The sequence below is a fragment of the bacterium genome, from assembly GCA_026129405.1.
In the GTDB taxonomy this organism is placed as follows: domain Bacteria; phylum Desulfobacterota; class Binatia; order DP-6; family DP-6; genus JAHCID01.
This window is the reverse complement of sequence record JAHCID010000006.1, coordinates 110,625-127,917: the sequence shown is the minus strand read 5'-3', so window position 1 is coordinate 127,917 and position 17,293 is coordinate 110,625. Positions and strand designations below refer to the sequence as shown.

14 protein-coding genes are annotated in these 17,293 nt (G+C 74.3%); 9 read left to right on the top strand and 5 right to left on the bottom strand.

The genetic code is table 11. The annotated features are described in order from the left end of the window. Positions 1 to 160: 160 nt before the first annotated feature. Together KIT14_19570 and KIT14_19565 are read left to right on the top strand one after the other, a co-directional pair. Positions 161 to 382: a hypothetical protein gene (locus tag KIT14_19570; GenBank protein MCW5892717.1), complete on the top strand. Its 222-nt coding sequence runs from the start codon at positions 161 to 163 to the stop codon at positions 380 to 382. A gap of 26 nt (positions 383 to 408) precedes the next feature. Continuing rightward, complete coding sequence (locus KIT14_19565) at positions 409 to 1,188, top strand: alpha/beta fold hydrolase (GenBank protein MCW5892716.1); 780 nt, start codon at positions 409 to 411, stop codon at positions 1,186 to 1,188. On the opposite strand, the gene cysK is transcribed toward KIT14_19565, so the two are convergent. Further along, positions 1,152 to 2,108 (bottom strand): cysteine synthase A, encoded by a 957-nt coding sequence (gene cysK, locus KIT14_19560; protein ID MCW5892715.1) that lies wholly within the window; start codon positions 2,106 to 2,108, stop codon positions 1,152 to 1,154. The genes KIT14_19565 and cysK overlap by 37 nt on opposite strands. Before the next feature lie 144 nt (positions 2,109 to 2,252). Here cysK and KIT14_19555 point away from each other — a divergent pair, with 144 nt between their 5' ends. From KIT14_19555 to KIT14_19540, 4 genes are all read left to right on the top strand, one after another. After that, the gene (locus KIT14_19555; GenBank protein ID MCW5892714.1) at positions 2,253 to 3,881 is read left to right on the top strand and encodes a glycosyltransferase; all 1,629 of its coding nucleotides are present in this window, start codon (positions 2,253 to 2,255) and stop codon (positions 3,879 to 3,881) included. Between the two features lie 1,347 nt (positions 3,882 to 5,228). Next, entirely contained in the window at positions 5,229 to 6,455 is a 1,227-nt protein-coding gene (locus tag KIT14_19550) for a hypothetical protein (GenBank protein ID MCW5892713.1), read from the top strand. Further along, positions 6,452 to 7,555, top strand: coding sequence for a hypothetical protein (locus KIT14_19545; GenBank protein MCW5892712.1), 1,104 nt, complete (start codon positions 6,452 to 6,454; stop codon positions 7,553 to 7,555). The genes KIT14_19550 and KIT14_19545 overlap by 4 nt, the downstream gene beginning before the upstream one ends. Then, on the top strand, positions 7,552 to 9,573 hold the full coding sequence (locus KIT14_19540; GenBank protein ID MCW5892711.1) for a diguanylate cyclase: 2,022 nt from the start codon (positions 7,552 to 7,554) through the stop codon (positions 9,571 to 9,573). Before KIT14_19545 ends, KIT14_19540 begins: the two co-directional genes overlap by 4 nt. Positions 9,574 to 9,832: 259 nt before the next feature. Here the strand turns inward: KIT14_19540 and KIT14_19535 are convergent, their stop codons facing one another. Next, the gene (locus tag KIT14_19535; protein ID MCW5892710.1) at positions 9,833 to 12,166 is read right to left on the bottom strand and encodes a hypothetical protein; all 2,334 of its coding nucleotides are present in this window, start codon (positions 12,164 to 12,166) and stop codon (positions 9,833 to 9,835) included. Between the two features lie 233 nt (positions 12,167 to 12,399). Between KIT14_19535 and KIT14_19530 the strand changes: the two genes are divergently transcribed. Next, the gene (locus KIT14_19530; protein MCW5892709.1) at positions 12,400 to 13,416 is read left to right on the top strand and encodes a hypothetical protein; all 1,017 of its coding nucleotides are present in this window, start codon (positions 12,400 to 12,402) and stop codon (positions 13,414 to 13,416) included. Between the two features lie 55 nt (positions 13,417 to 13,471). On the opposite strand, the gene KIT14_19525 is transcribed toward KIT14_19530, so the two are convergent. Then, positions 13,472 to 13,936 carry a c-type cytochrome gene (locus KIT14_19525; GenBank protein MCW5892708.1) on the bottom strand — a complete coding sequence of 155 codons (465 nt, stop codon included), beginning with the start codon at positions 13,934 to 13,936 and terminating at the stop codon, positions 13,472 to 13,474. Next, entirely contained in the window at positions 13,933 to 15,582 is a 1,650-nt protein-coding gene (locus KIT14_19520; GenBank protein MCW5892707.1) for an AAA family ATPase, read from the bottom strand. The genes KIT14_19525 and KIT14_19520 overlap by 4 nt, the downstream gene beginning before the upstream one ends. A 188-nt stretch (positions 15,583 to 15,770) precedes the next feature. On the opposite strand from KIT14_19520, the gene KIT14_19515 reads away from it, so the two are divergent. Both KIT14_19515 and KIT14_19510 read left to right on the top strand, forming a co-directional pair. Further along, a complete protein-coding gene (locus tag KIT14_19515; protein MCW5892706.1) occupies positions 15,771 to 16,103 on the top strand; it encodes a hypothetical protein in 333 nt (110 codons plus the stop codon). 10 nt (positions 16,104 to 16,113) lie between these two features. Then, a complete protein-coding gene (locus KIT14_19510; GenBank protein ID MCW5892705.1) occupies positions 16,114 to 16,602 on the top strand; it encodes a universal stress protein in 489 nt (162 codons plus the stop codon). 94 nt (positions 16,603 to 16,696) lie between these two features. Here the strand turns inward: KIT14_19510 and KIT14_19505 are convergent, their stop codons facing one another. Beyond that, positions 16,697 to 17,185: a universal stress protein gene (locus KIT14_19505; protein MCW5892704.1), complete on the bottom strand. Its 489-nt coding sequence runs from the start codon at positions 17,183 to 17,185 to the stop codon at positions 16,697 to 16,699. Between the last annotated feature and the right edge of the window lie 108 nt (positions 17,186 to 17,293).

Below are 17,293 nucleotides of genomic sequence, written 5' to 3'. Positions count from 1 at the left end.
TGCGTCGCGTCGCCCCCCAGATGCCGTGCCGCCTGCCGTGCGCGGGGCCGTCGGCACGCGCACGGCATCCGCATCATGCAGCCCCGTGTGCATCCCCCCGGCCGTCCAGACATCACCGCCGGCGGACGCACGGCATGCGCGTTGCTCGCCGAGCCGCAGCATGCACAGCCTGCGGCCCCATCGACAGCCCGAGCGCTGCGACAACATGAACCACAGCCGTCCGAACGCGCCGGTCGCACACTGTCCGCAGTGCGGCGCGACGGTGAACCCGCACGTCGATCCGTCGCCGTGCGACGACGACAAGCACGCCGCCGCCCGCCGACGGCAGAGCGCCTGGTGCATCGATTGCGGCGAGCGCCTGATCGCGACCTTCCTCAAGTAGGGCGGGCGGTGTAAGAGCCGCCCCACGTGCAGGGGCGGGTGGCGATCGGTCTGGCGCTCTCCGGGGCCGCGCTCGCCGTCGCCTGCGGAGCGGGAGGGTCGACGATGGACGCAGCGGCTCCGGACTGGGTGGTGCGCACGCGCGCGCCGCGGGCGTCGAGCCCGGGACGCCCCCCGTTGCTGGTGCTCCTGCACGGCATCGGCACCGACGAGAACGACCTCTTCCCCGTCGCCGACCTGCTCGACCCGCGCTTCCAGGTGGTGAGCCTGCGTGCGCCCGGCGCCTACGTGATGGGGCACAGCTGGTTCCACATCGAGTTCGGGCGCGACGGCACCATCGTGCCCGACGTCGCCGGCGCGCGCCGCACGCTCGCCGAGCTGCGTCGCTGGCTCACCGCGGCGCCGGCGCGCTTCGGCACCGATCCCGGGCGCACCGTGCTGCTCGGCTTCAGCCAGGGGGCGATGATGAGCCTCGGCGTCGTGCGCACCGAGCCCGTGCTGACGTTCGCCGTCGTCGCACTGAGCGGCCGCGCCCCGGGTGACCTGTTCCCGCCCGCCGCGACGGCCGCGGCCGTCGCCGCGGTGCCGCTCTTCGTCGGCCACGGCCTGTACGACGACGTGCTGCCGGTGGCGCAGGGCCGGGCCACGCGCGAGGCGTTCGCCGGCGGGGCCGACGTCACCTACCGGGAGTACCCGGTGGCGCACGGCATCACCGACGCCGAGCTGCGCGACGTCGCCGCCTGGCTGACGGCGCGCCTCGACGGGCGGCGTCAGGCGAGGTCGGCGAACAGCGCCGACGACAAGTAGCGCTCGCCCGAGTCGGGCAGGACCGTGACGATGGTCTTGCCGGCGAACGCGGGATCGTGCGCGATGCGCAGCGACGCGACCACGGCGGCGCCGCACGAGATGCCGCAGAGGATGCCTTCCTCCTTGGCGAGGCGCCGCGCCATCGCGAGCGCCTCGTCGTCGGAGACGCGCTCGACGCGGTCGACGAGCGAGAGGTCGAGGTTCTCGGGGACGAAGCCGGCGCCGATGCCCTGGATCTTGTGCGGTGCCGGCGCCGGGGTCTGGCCCGCGAGCGTCTGCGTGATGACGGGGCTGCTCTCGGGCTCGACCGCCACCGAGACGATGCTCCTGCCGCGCGTGTGCTTCAGGTAGCGCGACACGCCGGTGATGGTCCCGCCCGTGCCGACGCCGGCGACGAAGACGTCGATCGCGCCGTCGGTGTCGTTCCAGATCTCGGGACCGGTGGTGCGCTCGTGGATCGCCGGGTTCGCCGGGTTGGCGAACTGCTGCGGCATGAACCACTTGTCCGGCTCGGCCGCCATGATCTCCTCGGCCTTGCGGATCGCACCGCGCATGCCCTCGGCGCCGGGCGTCAGCACCAGGTTGGCGCCGAAGGCGGCGAGGACCTTGCGGCGCTCGAGGCTCATGGTCTCGGGCATGGTGAGCGTCAGGCGGTAGCCGCGCGACGCGCACACGAAGGCGAGGGCGATGCCGGTGTTGCCGCTGGTCGGCTCGATCACCTCGACATCCGGCGTGAGGACGCCCTCCTCCTCGGCGGCCCAGATCATCGCGGCGCCGATACGACACTTCACCGAGTAGGCGGGATTGCGCCCCTCGACCTTGGCGAGGAGGCGTGCCGGCGCGCCGGCGGTGACGCGCCGGAGCTCCACGAGCGGCGTGCCGCCGATGGAGCGGGAGTTGTCCTCGAAGACGTGACCCATGGGTCGTTGCTATCCCGCCGCCGCGCATCGTTCCAGCATCGGCGGACGCCGGGTGCACGGCGCCCACCGCCGCCCGGCGGCGGCGGCAAGGATTGCCGCCGCCAGGGCGTGCCGGGCTCAACTACGGGCGCCCTCCGACCGAGAATGACCGTGATGGAGCGCCCGCGGCGTTGGTACGGTCGGGTGCCGGTGATCGGTGGGTTGCTCGAGGAGGCGCTGCGTCCCGAGGAGATCACGTACCGGCGCTTCGGGGACGGGGAGGATCGGCCGCGGCGCATCCGCGCCCAGGCCCTCGTCCTCCTCACCGTCGTCACCGGCGGCGTCTACATCGGGTGGGTCGCGACGGCGATCAACCCGGCGCATCTCCTCATGGGGATCGCGTTCCTGCTCAGCGAGAGCGCCTGCCTCGTCCTGTTCACCATCGGCGGCTCCAGCCTCTGGCGGCTGCGCTTCAAGCCGCGGCGATCGCCGGTGCCGGAGAAGGCGTACGCCATCGACGTGCTCGTGCCGGTGTGCGGCGAGCCGATCGAGGTGATCACGACCACGCTCGAGGCGGTGACGCGCATCCGCTGGTCGGGGCCGCTCGCCGTGCACGTGCTCGACGACGGCGGCTCGGCCGACGTCGAGGCCGTCGTGCGGCGGCTCGGCTTCGCCTACCACTCGCGGCCCCGCGACGGCGTCGCGAAGGACGACGCCAAGGCCGGGAACATGAACTTCGGTCTCGCGCGCTCGCACGGCGATCTCGTGCTCGTGCTCGACGCGGACCAGGTCCCGCACCCCGACATCCTCGAGTCGCTGGCCGGCTACTTCCGCTTCGAGCGCCTCGCGTTCGTCCAGTCGCGGCAGTCGTACCTCGTCGCCGAGGGCGATCCGCTCTTCAACGAGGACCGCGTGTTCTACGGCGCCGTGCAACTCGCCATGGATGCGCACGACACCGTGATCTCGTGCGGCTCCGGCGTACTCTACCGGCGTGCGGCGCTCGAGGACATCGGCGGCTTCGCGACCTGGAACCTGGTCGAGGATCTGACGACCTCGTACCACCTGCACGCGAAGGGCTGGAAGTCGTTCTACTATCCGTACCCGCTCTCGGAGGGTCTCGCGCCCGAGGACGTGTGGGGCGTGTACCGGCAGCGCGGACAGTGGGCGCTCGACACCATGCGCCTCTTCTTCTGGGACAACCCGCTGGTGAAGCGCGGGCTCCCGTGGCGCAAGCGGCTCAACTACTTCCTCATCGGTTTCACCTATCTCACCGTCGGCTTCGCGGTGCCGTTCCTCTTCGTGGTGCCGCCGTGGACCTACGTCACCGGGCAGGAGGTCCTGCTCTGCTCCGCCGTGCACTTCGCGATCGCGCGCGGCGTCTACTTCGGCGCCATGGCCTGGGCGCTGCGCTATCTCGCCCGCGGCGAGCAGCCGGGGCGCCAGTTCCAGATGCTCGTCGGCTTCTTCCCGATCTACCTCATGGGGACGCTGCGGGCCCTGCGCTGGCGTCGCGGTAAGCCGGGCTATCGGCCCAACAACGCCGGCAAGCGTCGCCGCCGTCCGGCGGTCCTCGCAGTGCTGCCGCAGGTCGTGCTCATCGCTGCGAACCTCTTCCTGCCGCTCTATGCCGCGCTGGCGCACACCACGTCGGCGCGGGTGATCGCCGTCAACGCGCTCGTGTCCGCGGTCGCCATCTGGACGCTGTGGAGCGCGCTCGATGCGGCGCTGGGACGCCATCGCTGGGCGCCGCGCCGCCACCCGCTCGAGTTCTATGGTCGCTCGAAAGTCGCTTAGGCGCGCACTCCTGCTCGGCCTCTGGGCCGGGGCCATCATGCTGCTCCTCGATCGCCTCGAGCCGGGCTTCTGGGTCGACGCCGGGCGCGAGCTCGCGGCCGGCTCGCGGCCCCGGCGCGCGACCGCCACACCGGCGGCGCCGGCCGTGGCGGCGGCGCGCGCCAATGCCGGTGGGCGGCGGGCACGCCGGCGCTGTGGGCGCGGCGGCGGCGCGGGGCGCGGCGGCGGACGACGACGAGCAGGTCGCCGGGCCGCGGAGACGGCCGGCGCCGGTGCGGCCGACGCTGCGACCGGCGCGGCGGCGGCGGGGGCCCTGGCGGGCGGTGGCGTGGCTGCGGGCAGCGTCGCCGCTGCGGGAGGCCGCGGCGGCGGAGCGCGGAGCGCGTCTGCGGCACCGCCTCGCCCCGCCGGTAAGCAGCGTCGCCGCCCGCGTCGCCCGCGTGCACGCGCTCAACGTCGCGGGGCGCTGGGGACGAGGCCTGGCCGATCGCGCGCACGCTGCCGCGGACGACCCGGTGGCGCTCCGGCTCGCCGCGCACACCGCGCTCTGGGCCGGCCGCGGCGCGGAGGTGGGCGCCGCTCACTGACGCTGGTTGACGCGCCGGCCGCGCGACCCGGACGCGCGCATGGTGCAGGCCGAGGTCGCGCTCGTGAGCGGGGGACTGCGCGGCGGCGCGCGAGGCGCTGTCGCACGTGCGGCCCCGGACGGGTTGCTCATCGCCGAGCGCGTCCGCTGCCGGGCTCGAGGAATGGGCCGGCGACCACGGCGCAGGCGTCGCAGGAGGCCGTGCTGGCGGCCCGCCCCGACGATCCCACGGCGCTGCGAGCGCTCGCCCGCGTGGCGCGCTGGCGGCAGCCGAGGATGCGCTCGCCGCGGCGACGCTCGCCCGCCCGAGCGGCGCGCGCCGCTCGACCTCGACGAGCGGGCCTGGCTCGCCGACCACGATCGCCGGATCGGCGACGAAGACGCCGCGCGCGCAGGGCGGCGTTGCGGCCGCGGCGGCGACGCTGCCGGCGAGCCCGGAGAAGATGCTGGCCGCGGCCCGCGCCGCCGCCGGCCTCGGCGCGCATGGCCGCGGTCGACGGCTACGCGCGCTACCTCGCCGCGCGTCCCGACGACGTGGCGGCACGGCTCGAGGCTGCACGGACGGGTCAACGCCGGCGAGCCGGGCGCGCGCGCTCGCGGCCTATCGGCGGTCGAGGCTGCGCGCGGCGGCGACGGCCTGCATACCGAGATCGCCCGCACCGCGCCGCCGGCGGCCGCTACGCCGAGGCCGAAGCCGAGGCGTTGCGGGCACTGCCGAGGGCACGGGCGACGCCGAGACCCGGCTCGCGCTGGCGCAGAGCGTGGCGCTCCAGGGCCGGCGCGGCGAGGTGGAGCCGCTGTTCGCGGTCGCCGCGGTCGCCGCCAGCGACGATCCCGCCTGCCGCGCGCGGCGATGGCGCGCGACCGCCATCTCGCCGCCGAGGAGGACGCGCCGCGCGCTGGTGGCGGCCTGCGACGGGTGCACGCCGCCGCTGCGTGCCGACCTGGCGCTGCTCGAAGGCGACGCGGCCGTGCGCCGCGGCGACTACGCGCGCGCCGCCGGGGCCTACCACGACGCTGTCGCCGGCGGCGCCGTGCTGCGCGGGGTCGTCGCCGCGGACCGTCTGGCGCGCGCGCTCGCGCCCGGCGCCGGGTTGCGCCCCGTGTTCTTCGGCGACGCCAACGACATCCGTCTCTCCGAGGGCGTCGCCAGCGGCTTCTTCTGGCCGTCGCCGGCGCTGCGGCTGACGGCGCAGGCGCTCGCCGGCGTGGTCGAGCAGCGCGACGTCGACTACACCCGCACCGGCGCCACGATCGGTGTCGACCGCTGGTACGTGCGCCCCGACCTCGAGCTCGCCGGCCGCGCCGGCTTCGAGAACTATGCCGGGGGGGCCGGGAGCGGCGCGCTCGCGATCGCCGACGCCAGCGTGCGCAAGTACTTCCGCGACACCTCCACGCTGACGCTCACGGGCCGGCGCGAGTCGCTCCTGACGGCGCACGACGACAACGAGATCCGCGCCTGGAACCGCATCATCGACCTTGAGGCCCTGGGTCCGAGCTTCGCCGTCGACGGCGGCCGCCTCGGGCTCGACAAGCACCTGCGCGACGGCGCCGACGACCGGCTCTACGCCGAGCTGGGCATCCAGCACTACGAGGACGGCAACGTGCGCGGCACCGGCTACGTACACTACCAGCTGCCGCTCGACGCGCGCCCGGGCTCGTGGACCGTCCTGCGCCCGAACGGCTACGTGGAAGCCTTCTCCGATCCGGATCGGCCGGCCTACTTCAGCCCGCGCGTCCACTCCGCGATCGGCCTCATGGGGCACACGATCCAGGAGCACGGCCGGGTGCGGCTCGAAGCGGAGCTGAACCCGCAGATGATCATCGGCAGCGCCGGCGACGTCGCGCCGGGCGGGCACGCGCTCGTCGATCTCAGCGTGCAGGTCGGCCCGGCGCGCGTCGGCGTCGCGGGGTTCGGTTTCTGGGACGGCACCGACGACTACTGGCTCTGGCGGGCGATGGCCCGCGTCGAGGTGGCCTTCCGATGAGCCGCACGTTCCCGGCGTTCGTCGGCCTCGGCCTCGCCATCCTGCTCGCCGGCTGCGCGTCGCGCACCGAGGTCCCGTTGCCCACCTTCCTGCGCACGGCGTGGACCGACTACGTGGCGACGTACGTGTCGCCCGAGGGCTACGTCCTCGATCGCACGCGCGGGGAGGGCGAGGTGATCTCGGAAGGGCAGGGCTACGCCCTCCTGCGCGCCGCCTGGGAGGGCGACACCGAGACCTTCGACCGCGTCTTCGCCTGGACCGAGCGCACGCTGCGGCGCCCCGACGGCATGTACGCCTGGCGCTGGACGCCGCGCGACGGCGGCCGCATCCTCGACGCCAACACCGCCACCGACGGCGACCAGGAGATCGCGGAAGCGCTGCTGATGGCGGCGAGACGCTTCGAGCGTCCCTGGCTCGTCGCGCGTGCGGCGGAGATCCTGCGCGCGGTGCGGACGCACACCGGCATCCCGGTCGGTGCGGGCTGGTTCCCGAGCGCCGGCAACTGGGCGGTCGGCGAGCGCATCGTCAACCTCTCGTACTTCCTGCCGTACGCCTACGGCGACTTCGCCCGCGCCGATCCCGACGGGGGCTGGGAGCAGGCACTCGACACCGGCTACGCGCTCCTCGCCGCCGCGATGGCGCGACCGGGCGTCGTGTTCCCGCCCGACTTCATGGTGGCGACGCCGGACGGCGGCGTGGCGCCGCTGCCGGCCGGGTCGACGCTGAGCCGGGCGTTCTCGTTCGACGCGGTCCGCCTCTACATGCGCCTGGCCGCCGACTGCCGGCTGCACGGTCGGCCCGTCGCGTGCGCCGATCCGCTCCACGCCGCGGCGCTGGCCGCACGCCTCGAGCGCGACGGCCGGCTCGTCACGCGCTACGCGCTCGACGGTAGGGCGGAGAGCGACGAGGAGTCGCTCAGCTTCTACGGCTGCGTGCTCCCGGCGTTCGAGCAGCACGCGCCGGAAGCCGCACGCCGGCTGCGCGCGGGACGGCTCTCGCAGGCCGCGCTGCGGCCGATCCTGCGCGCGCCAGACCGTTACTACGACCTCAACTGGGCCTGGTTCGGGCTCGCGGTCGGGGAGGGCTATCCGGGCGTATGAAGGCAGGTCCGCGCATCCTCATCGTCGAAGACAGCGCCGCGACCGCGCTCGCGATGCGCGTGGCGTTGGAACGGGCCGGCTTCTGCTGCGACGTCGCCGCGAGCGGCGAAGAGGCCTGGCACAAGCTCGCGTCCGACACCGCGCTCGTGCTGCTCGACATCGAGCTGCCGGGCGAGAGCGGGCCCGACGTGCTGCGCCGGCTCCAGGCCGACCCGACGCTCGCCAAGATCCCGGTGGTGTTCTCGTCGAGCCGCAGCGACGCGGCCACGCGCATCCAGTGCCTGGCGATGGGCGCGCGCGCGTTCCTCGCCAAGCCCGTGGCCACCGTCGACCTGGTCGTGGCCGTCACCGAGGTGCTCGCCCGCGACCCCGAGGATCCGAACGACGATCCGCTCGCCGACGTGCTCGGCGACGAGATCATGGACGTCCGTGGGGTGCCGGCCAACGATCTCGTGCGCTCGCTGCTGGCCGAGCGCCAGCGGCTGCGCACCCAGGTGGCGAGCCACGGGCGGCTCGTGTCGGCCGTCCTGCGCCTGCACCAGACCGTCGCCGCCGGCGTCACCGCCGATCGCGTCGCGCAGACCGTCGTCCAGCTGGCCGAGCCCCTGCTCGGTGCGGAGGCCGCGACGCTGTGGGTGTCGGCCGGGCCGAGCCTCGTGCCGCTCGCGACCAGCGCGCCGGCGCCGCCGGCGCCGGTGGCCCTCGCCGGCGAGGGGCCTGTCGCCGAGGCATGGCGTACGCGCCGCGCGGTGGAGGCGGACGACGTGCAGCACGTGCCGCTCACCGTGGCCGCCGAGCCGATCGGCGTGCTCTCGATCCAGGGCCCGGGGCCGGCGCGCGCGTCGAGCAGCCTCGCCGGCTTCTTCTGCGTCGAGGCCGCTCTGGCGCTGGACGCCGCGCAGCGCTTCGCCGCCGCGGAGGCGGCGGCGCGCACCGACGCCGTCACCGGCCTCGCGAACCGGCGCTACCTCGACCGGCGGCTCGGCGAGGAGCTGCGGCGCGCGCGTCTCCATCGCCAGCCCCTCGCCGTGCTCTTTCTCGACCTCGACCACTTCAAGCGCGTCAACGACACGCTCGGGCACGACCGCGGCGACGCCGTCCTGCGCGCGGTCGGCACGGCGCTGCGCAGCGCGCTGCGGGCGGCCGACGTGATTGCGCGCTACGGCGGCGAGGAATTCGTCGTCCTCCTGCCGGAGGTCGACCGTGCCGGCGCCGCTATCGCGGCGGAGCGGGTGCGGGCCGCCGTCGCGGCGGAGACCATGCGCGCCATCCCGGACGGGCCGGCGGTGACGGCGACGATCGGCGTGGCGACGTTTCCCGACGACGGCTCCGACGCGGCGTCCCTCGTGACGCTCGCCGACGCGGCGATGCTGCGCGGCAAGCAGGCGGGTCGCAACCGCGTCGAGGTGGCGGCCGGTCCCGTGCCGGTGCCGGCGCCCGAGCCGGGCTACCGAGGCACCGCCGGCATCGTGCGGGCGCTCTTCCATGCGCTGACGCTGAAGGACCCTGCGACGGCCGAGCACTCGGCGCGGGTGGGCGGCCTCGCCGCCCGGCTTGCCCGATTCCTCGACCTGCCGCAGGACCAGATCGCGCTCGCGGCCCAGGCCGGGGTCCTGCACGACGTCGGCAAGCTGCACGTGCCCGACGAGGTGCTCCTCAAGCCGGGGCCGCTCGACGACACGGAGCGTATCGTCATGGAGCGCCACGTCCCGCTCGGCACGGCGCTGCTCACCGCGGTACCGGAAACGCGCCATCTCGCGGCGGTGGCGCACGCCTGCCAGGAGCACTGGGACGGCGGCGGCTATCCGGAGCAGCTGTGCGGCGAGGACATCCCGATCGCCGCGCGCATCATCGCCGTGGTCGACGCCTGGCACGCGATGACGACCGATCGGCCGTACCGGCGCGCGATGCCGGCGGCGGACGCCGTCGCCGAGCTGCGCCGCTGCGCCGGGAGCCAGTTCGATCCCACCCTCACGGAAGCGCTGCTCTCGATGCTCGACGCCGATCTGCGCGCCTGAGGCGCCGGGTGGCGGCGCAGCGTCAGGATGCCGTGGGGCGACGGCCGTGCCGCACGTCGCGATCGACCTAGGCCCGAAGCTCGTCGGGGTCGCCTGCCGCTCGCGGGGGCGCCGCATGCCGAGCGCGCGCAAGTCGTGTGCGCGGCGGCGCCCCAAAAGCGAAGCGGGACCCGAGGGTCCCGCTTCCTGTCTCACTGGGGGTTTCGGGCCACCGGTCGCGGTCCCTACGAGGAACCGCGACCGGCGTCCGTGCTGGTTGCTACTTGCAGGTCACCTTGCTGCCGGAGAGCACGCAGCTCGGCTTGGCGGGCGCGGTGGCGGGGAACTGCAGCTCGCAGCACTCGCCGTTCGCCGCCGGGAACGCGGTGGCAATCGTGAACTTCACGGGGATGCCGTTGACGGCCAGCGGGAAGGCGCCGTTCTTCGCCACCGCCGTGAACTTCGTGATGCCGACGCCGGCCTTGGTGACGAACTTCACGCGCTGGAAGCCGTTCACCAGCGGAACCACCGTGCCGGCGTTGAAGTAGGAGGCCGTGAAGCCCGTCGGGAAGCCGTGCGACTTCCAGCCGGCCTTCTGGCTCTGATTCCAGGCGCCGCCCGGGATCTGAGCGTCGAAGATCACGGTCCCGTTCGAAGCCGTGCCGACGAGGCGGACGCCGTTGGCCACCACGTCGATGTTCTCGACGTTCGGGTAGCCGAGGCAGCGGGCCTGCGCCTTCAGGCGCTGCTGACCCACCGGCTTGTTGAGGCTCGTGATCTGCACCTTGTGGCGGTCGCCGAAGGTACCCGGCGGCAGCTGGGTGCAGACGTCACACAGGTCGCCCTGACCGTCGTTGTCGCTGTCCAGCTGGAGCGGGTCGGGGACCAGCGGGCAGAGGTCGATGGCGTCGCAGAAGCCGTCGCCGTCGGTGTCGGGCACGACCTGGTCGGCCGGGCAGTCGACGTTGCCGTCGCAGTAGTCGGTCACGTCACACGCGTCGACCGCCGGGCGGCAGACGGTAGTGTTGGGCTGACGCGCATCCGCGGGGCAGTCGTTGTTCACACCGTCGCAGAAGTCGACGATGTCGCAGACGCCGGCCGAGCCGCGGCAGACCGCGGTGCTCTTGGCGTCGGCGGGGCAGGCGACATTGGTGCCGTCGCAGAAGTCGGCGACGTCACAGACGCCGGCAGCGGCACGGCAGAGCGTGGTGTTGGGCTCGCGCGCGTCGCCGGGGCAGGCCTCGCCGGCGTTGCCGGTGCAGAACTCGGCCGGGTCGCAGTCGCCGGCGCTGGCGCGGCAGGTGACGAACGCGCCGGAGACACTGTCGGGCGGACAGGCCTGGTCGGCGATGCCGGTGCAGTACTCGTCCGGATCGCAGAGGTCGCCCGAGCCCGGACGGCAGACTACGAAGGCGCCCGTCACGCTGTCGGCGGGGCAGGCCTTGTTGACGCCGTCACAGTACTCGTCGGGGTCGCAGAGATCGCCCGATCCCGGGTTGCAGACGACGGTGTCGTCGGCGACCGCGTCGGCCGGGCAGACGGTGCTGGCGCCGTCGCAGACCTCGACCACGTCACAGATGCCGCCGGAGGCGCGGCAGGTGGCACCGGCGTTGCCGGCGGGATGCTGACAGGCGTCGTTCACGCCGTCGCAGACGTCGAGGCTGCACGGGTTGCCGTCCGACGGGCAGGCCGCGCCGTTCGGCTGCTTGATGTCGGCCGGGCAGGTGTCGCTGCTGCCGCTGCAGAAGTCGGCGACGTCGCAGACGCCGGCGACGTCGCGACAGAGGGTCGACGAGGGAGCGAACTGGCAGCTCGTGGTGCAGCAGGAGCCGGGCTGGCCGTTGAAGGCTCCGAGGTCGCACTGCTCACCGCGGCCGCCCTCGACCGTGCCGTTGCCGCACAGGGAGACGAAGGAGATGGTCACGAAGTGACCGTCGTCCGCCTGGACGCGGTTGCCGACACCCGGGTACACGCCGGCGGTCTGGCCGCCGATCGTGGCGGGGAGACCGAGGCGCACGGCGCACTCGTCGCCGCCCGTCAGCCCGCTGCCGCTCTGACACTGGGTGGTCCAGGTGAAGCGCAGCGAGTGCGGCTGGGCCACACCGTAGCTCGACCCCTGGATGGTGGCCTGGTTGGTGCGGTTGAACGGCACGTCGCCGCCGTTGTTGCTCGAGAACGAGCCGGGCGAGGTCAGCGCGAGGCCGCCGCTCGCGAGTGTGCCGCCCGTATAGCTCACGGCCGTGCCGCTCGCCGTCGCGGCGGCGCTGCCGTCGTTCACGAGCGTGAAGGCGCCGTTGAGGCTCGTGGTGATGATGAGGTCGTAGGCGCCGGGGGCATCGACGTTGAAGTTGATGTTGTAGTCCGAGTTCAGCGTCTCGGTACGGCTGGTGAGGAGACCGGTGTCGGTCGCCACGGTGGACGCGTACCGGACGCGCGCCACGAGGCCGGGGCTCAGGTTGGTGACCGCGACCGTCGAGGTACGCTGGTAGCTCGACAGGAGGCCGTCAGAGATTTCGTCCGGACTGTTGCCGGCGTTCTTGCTCGCGCTCAGTCCGATGATGCCTGCCCATGCCGGCGCCGTTGCCATGACGGCGAAGGCCGTCACGGCGAGCATCGCCGTCCTACAAAAACCTGTCCGCGTCCTCATGGAGTCCCCCTTATCGGTGGCCGTGATCTGAACCAGCGCGGGCGGTGTACCCGGCGTCGGATTCCGATGTCAATCTGAATTCTGGCAAACTTTCGTGATCGGGCGCCGTGGGGCTGTATGCACTGCGGCATATCGTGCACAGGAGTCATCGAACGCACCGAACCTGGCGAAGCTGCACGATGTGGCGTAGGTCGGCGTCCGTGCCCAGCATCGCGCGGCTCGCCGAGACGTGGTCCTGGCTCAACGCGCGGGTGATGCCGTGGGTGTCCCTGGCGAGCGGTGTCGCGTTCGCGGTCTTGTGGCGGGAGGGCGTCGACGGTGTGCGCGCCGCCTTCGTGCTGGCGTCGCTGTTCGGGGCGGTGACCCTCCTCGTCGTCGCGCCGCCGTGGCGGCGCGGTGCGGGCGGCGGGGTCGCGACGTGGCTCGGCGAGGCGGCCTGGTGGGCCACGGTGGGCCTGGCCCAGAACGCGATCTGGTTCGTCCTGCCGTTCGTCGTGCTCGCCACCACGTGGCCGTCGCGCAACGCGCCCTGGACGCTGCTGCTCGTGGCGCTCGCCGTGATCTCGTGCTTCGATCTCGTCCTGCGCGAGCATTTGCTGCGCCGTCCGGCGCTGACCGCCGCCTTCGTCGGGCCCGTCGCGCTCACGACCCTGCAGCTCTTCCTGCCCGTGCTGACGGGCGTCCCGCCGCGCCACACCGCCTGGGCGGCGGGGGCGCTCGCCGGCCCGGCAGTCGTGTTGCTCGTCGTACGCCGCGGTCGCCCCGTCACGATGGTCGCGGCGACCCTGGGGGCGGCGGCCGTGGGCGCGGTCGTCGGGCGCCTGGCGCTGCCGCTGCTCGCGCCGGCACCGATGCGGCTCGTATCCGCGACCTTCGCGCTCGGTCGCGACGGCCTCGATCCGGTGGCGCCGGTCGCCGCGCTGCCGGCCGGACGGGACGAGCCGGCCTACGTCTTCGTCGCCGTCGAGGCGCCGCGCGGACTCCACGAGACGGTGCACCTCGTGATCGGCGACGCCGCCAGCCGGCCGCTCGCGGTCGAAGGGGGTCGTGCGGGCGGCTATCGGCTCTGGGGACCCGTGCCGGTGCCTGCGGACGGGACGGTCGAGACCAAGGTGCTCACCGAAGGCGGGCAGCTCGTCGGCCGCGTCGCGGCGGGCGTCGGACCGCCCGCGCCCGACCCGTCGGCGCCGGAGGCACCATCCGCCGCGGCGCCGTGAGCAGCGCCACCGCGCACATCCGGACCGAACCTCGTCCGCGCTCGCGGCCGCGAGCTCACCGGCTACCTGCGGGCGATGTCGCGGCGCTCGCCGGTACCTGGATCGTCTCCAGGTATGATGTCAGCAGCTCGAGCTGTCGCGTGCTCCACAGGCTGGCCGCCGTGGCGGCGCCCGACGATGGACGGAAGCGCAGGCTCCAGACCGGCATGTCGCGCGTGCCGTGCGCGGCGATGGGTATCTCGCCGCTGACGACGTCGATCACGCGCGTGCGCGGGAAGACGCCGCCGTTGTCCGCCGCGAGGCGGGTCAGATCGGGCGGCGGCGTGCGCAGCGTCGGTGCCACCGGCCCGTCGCCACGCGCATCGTCGCCGTGGCAGGCCGCGCAACGCCGGTGGAAGATGGCGCCCGCATCGGCCGCCGCTGCCGCCGCGGGCGGCGCGGCCGGCGTGGTCGGGCGGGCGCAGGCGCCGACGACGGTCGCGAGCGCGGCCAGCGCGAGCCCGGTCGCGGTGCGCCTCATCGCCGCGCCTGCCGCAGGCTGCGCCGGCCGGAGCGCGGCAGCGCGTGGCGTCCGTACCAGCTCCAGCACGCAGCGAGCGCCGCATCGGCGACCAGCGTGCGCTCGTGGTTCGTGTCGAGGGTGATCACCAGCTCGTCGGGCGCGAACGGGTCGCGGGTCTGCTGCTGTCGCACGTACACCTCCCAGGTGGCGTCGGACCAGCCCGGCGGGCGGGTCGCGAGACGAGAGCGGATGGTCGCGGGACGCGCGTCGCACGCCACGAAGCACAGGGGCGCGCCGTGGCGGGCCGCGACGGCGGCGAGCCGGGCGCGCTCCTCGCGGCGTAGGAACGTCGCATCGGCGACCACGCCCCGACCGGCGGCGAGCTGCCGGCCGATGGCGCGCCCGAGCGCGTCGTAGACAGCCGCGCGCGCCGCTCGCGTCAGGCGGCGGCGGCGCGCGCGCTCGCCGGCGCGCAGGCCGGCGCGCTGCTTGCGCAGCCGGTCCGAGCTCACGTGCGCGAAGCCCGTCGCCGCTGCGAGCGCTTCGGCGACGGTGCTCTTGCCGCTGCCGCTCGGCCCGGCGCAGGCGAGGATCGGCGGTGGGCCCGTGCGCCAGACCGCCTGCAGCGCAACGGCGAAGAAGCGGCGCGCGCGCACCCGCGCCGCCTCGGCGTCGGCGGCGTCGACCTCGGGCTCCTGCGCCTTCATGCCCTCGACGGCGCCGCGGATGCAGGCGCGGTACGCGACGTAGAACGGCAGCACGTCGTCGATCTCGGTATCGCCGCTGGCGGTGCGATACGCGGCCACGAAGGCGTCGCCGAGGTCGCGACGGCCGAGCCGCTCGAGGTCCATCGCCAGGAACGCGACCTCCGAGGCGACGTCGCAGCAGCGCAGCGCCTGCGAGAACTCCAGCCGATCGACGAGCCACGGTCCCGCGGGCACGCGCGGGTAGGGCGGGAGCGCCGGCAACGCGGTCGCGAGGACATATACCTGCTCGGCGTGCAGGTCGCCGTGTCCTTCCCGGATGCGGCCGCGCGCGCGACGGCGATCGAAGCAGGCCGCCCGCGCGCCGAGCACCGTCGGCCCGGCGTCGGTGAGGAGGCGGCGTTCGAGCGGCCGCAGCACGGCGGGCGGGAGCGACGCGGTCAGCGCCAGCACGCGGTCCCAGTTCGCGCGCACGCGCCGGCGGGTGCCCTCGCGGGCCGCGCCGGCGCCGGACGGGGCGGTCGTATGGAAGGCGGCGAGGCGCTGGGCGATCGCGGTCATCATGCGCACGTCGGCGAGGCCGCGCTCGACCAGGCGCGCGAGGGCGCGCTGGTCCGGAAGGCGGCGCATGTGGACGAGCGTCTCGACGGGCGTCCCGCCGCCGCCGAGCGCGAGTCGGCCGTCCCGCTCGCGCGTGACGGTGACGCAGCCGAGATAGACCGGCGCCGCGAGCTGGCGGTTCAGCTCCACCTCGGCCGTGCACAGCGCCGCGCGGCGGGCCGTCGTGCTCTGATCGACGAACGGCAGCTGCGCTGCCTTCTTCAGCTTGTAGACGTGCGCGCCGGCGAGGAACACGTGGGAGATGTGCGTCTGCACGTGCACGGGCTCCGGCGCGGCGTGCGGATAGGCCGCGGGGCGCGCGAGCAGGGCGAGCACGTCCCGCTGGTCGGTCGCCGGCATGGTCCGACGTCACAAGGCAAGAAACCTGCCGCGGGGCAAGCGCCGAGGCGCAGCACAGTGGGGCGCAGGGGCGAGAACGCGGCCGCCGTGCGTTTCGCGCCGCTGCGAACGGCGCCCGCGCCCGGGTGCGATTCGATTCGGCACGGACGCGATGGGTGCTGGCATGCGGCGTGCTCTTCGAGGCTCGCATGCGGAGCCATCCTACCGAGCCATTGCTCACGACCCTCTGCGCCGGCGCCGCCGCCGGGCCGCTGCTGCTCGCCGCCACCGAGCGTCCGACGCGAGGGGAGGACCGTCTCCTGGCGGCGGTGCTGGAGGATGCAGTGCGCTGCTGGCGCAGCTATGCGCATGCCCACGGTCGCCGGGCCGTTCGCCTGCGCGGCGAGCTGCGCGACTGGTTCCGGTCCGACGCGCTCGACTCGCCGTTCGACTTCGCGGCCGTGTGCGACCACTTCCACCTCGACCCCGCCGCCGTGCGCACGCGTCTCGGTCTCGACGCCGCGACGCCGGTGGCGGCCTGAGGTGGGAGCGATGGCCGGGGCCGGATCTCCGCTGCCGGGCGAGCAGGCGACGGCGCCCCTACCGCAACGCCTCCTCGTTCCCTTCGACGGTTCGGACCCCGCGCTGCGGGCGGCGGTGATGGCCTGTCGCCTGGCGCGTGCCGGGGGCGGTACCGTGCGGCTGCTGTCGGCGATCGAGCCGCAGGGCCTGCGCGGCCTCGGCGCCGTGCTGCCGTCGGGGACCATCGGCGAGGCCATCCGCGGCATCGAGCAGGCGCTGCGGGCGGCTGCGGAGACGGACCTCCAGCGCGTGCGCGACGTCTGCGCCGCCGCCGGCGTGCCGTGCACGAGCGCGGTCGTGTTCGATATCCCCGTGCGTGCCATCGTCGCCGCCGCCGCGGATGCGGATCTCATCGTGATGGGCAGCCGCGGCCACGGGGCCGTCGCGGGGGCGGTGTTGGGGAGCGTCGCGCATCGCATCCTCGGCGCGACGGACCGGCCCGTTCTGGTGGTGCATTGAGCCCCCGCCGAGCCGTCCGCCGTTCGTCCGAGCTCGGGACGAACGGCGGGCGGCTCGGCGCACGCGAATCCCGGGGTGCGTCGGCCCCGCCGAATCAGGCGGCGCGCCGGGTGCGGCTGGGGCGCGGCTTGCGCGCGCGTCGTGACGGCGTGGGCCGCACGGTGAGGACGGGGATGGGCGAGGCGCGGACGACGCGCTCGGCGACGCTGCCGAGGAGCAGATGGCGCAGGCCGGTGCGGCCGTGGGTCGACATCACGATCGAGTCCGCGCGCCGCGCGGCCTCGAGGATGGCGACAGTGGGCTGCGCGACGCGCACCTCGACCGTGAAGGGCGGTGCCCCCGAGCCGAGCAGCTTGCGGACGTGCTGCTCGAGCGCGGCCTGCTGGGTCGGCACGAGCGCGTACGGATCCGGCAGCGCCTGGCCCGGCACGTTGATCGGCACGTACATCGGCTCGAGCACGTGGAGCACGCGCAGGCGGCCACGCGCGGCGCGTGCGAGCGCGGCGGCCTGTCGCAGGGCGTGGTCTGCAGCGGCGGAGAAATCGTGTGGGACGAGAATCCGGCGGAAGGGACTCGACGGCATCGGGGGATCCTTTCGTTGGAGTCGTCGTTCGCAGGAGCAACTTCGTGGCCATCCCGCGCGCCGCATGCGGGGGTGGCACGCTTCCGGGATCCGGCAATGCGACGCGGG

Bases quoted from the DNA above. Each gene is read 5' to 3' on its own strand.
- KIT14_19570 (MCW5892717.1), top strand. From the start codon at position 161: ATGCACAGCCTGCGGCCCCATCGACAGCCCGAGCGCTGCGACAACATG.
- cysK (MCW5892715.1), bottom strand. From the start codon at position 2,108: ATGGGTCACGTCTTCGAGGACAACTCCCGCTCCATCGGCGGCACGCCG.
- KIT14_19555 (MCW5892714.1), top strand. From the start codon at position 2,253: ATGACCGTGATGGAGCGCCCGCGGCGTTGGTACGGTCGGGTGCCGGTG.
- KIT14_19545 (MCW5892712.1), top strand. From the start codon at position 6,452: ATGAGCCGCACGTTCCCGGCGTTCGTCGGCCTCGGCCTCGCCATCCTG.
- KIT14_19540 (MCW5892711.1), top strand. From the start codon at position 7,552: ATGAAGGCAGGTCCGCGCATCCTCATCGTCGAAGACAGCGCCGCGACC.
- KIT14_19535 (MCW5892710.1), bottom strand. From the start codon at position 12,166: ATGCTCGCCGTGACGGCCTTCGCCGTCATGGCAACGGCGCCGGCATGG.
- KIT14_19525 (MCW5892708.1), bottom strand. From the start codon at position 13,936: ATGAGGCGCACCGCGACCGGGCTCGCGCTGGCCGCGCTCGCGACCGTC.
- KIT14_19520 (MCW5892707.1), bottom strand. From the start codon at position 15,582: ATGCCGGCGACCGACCAGCGGGACGTGCTCGCCCTGCTCGCGCGCCCC.
- KIT14_19515 (MCW5892706.1), top strand. From the start codon at position 15,771: ATGCGGAGCCATCCTACCGAGCCATTGCTCACGACCCTCTGCGCCGGC.
- KIT14_19510 (MCW5892705.1), top strand. From the start codon at position 16,114: ATGGCCGGGGCCGGATCTCCGCTGCCGGGCGAGCAGGCGACGGCGCCC.
- KIT14_19505 (MCW5892704.1), bottom strand. From the start codon at position 17,185: ATGCCGTCGAGTCCCTTCCGCCGGATTCTCGTCCCACACGATTTCTCC.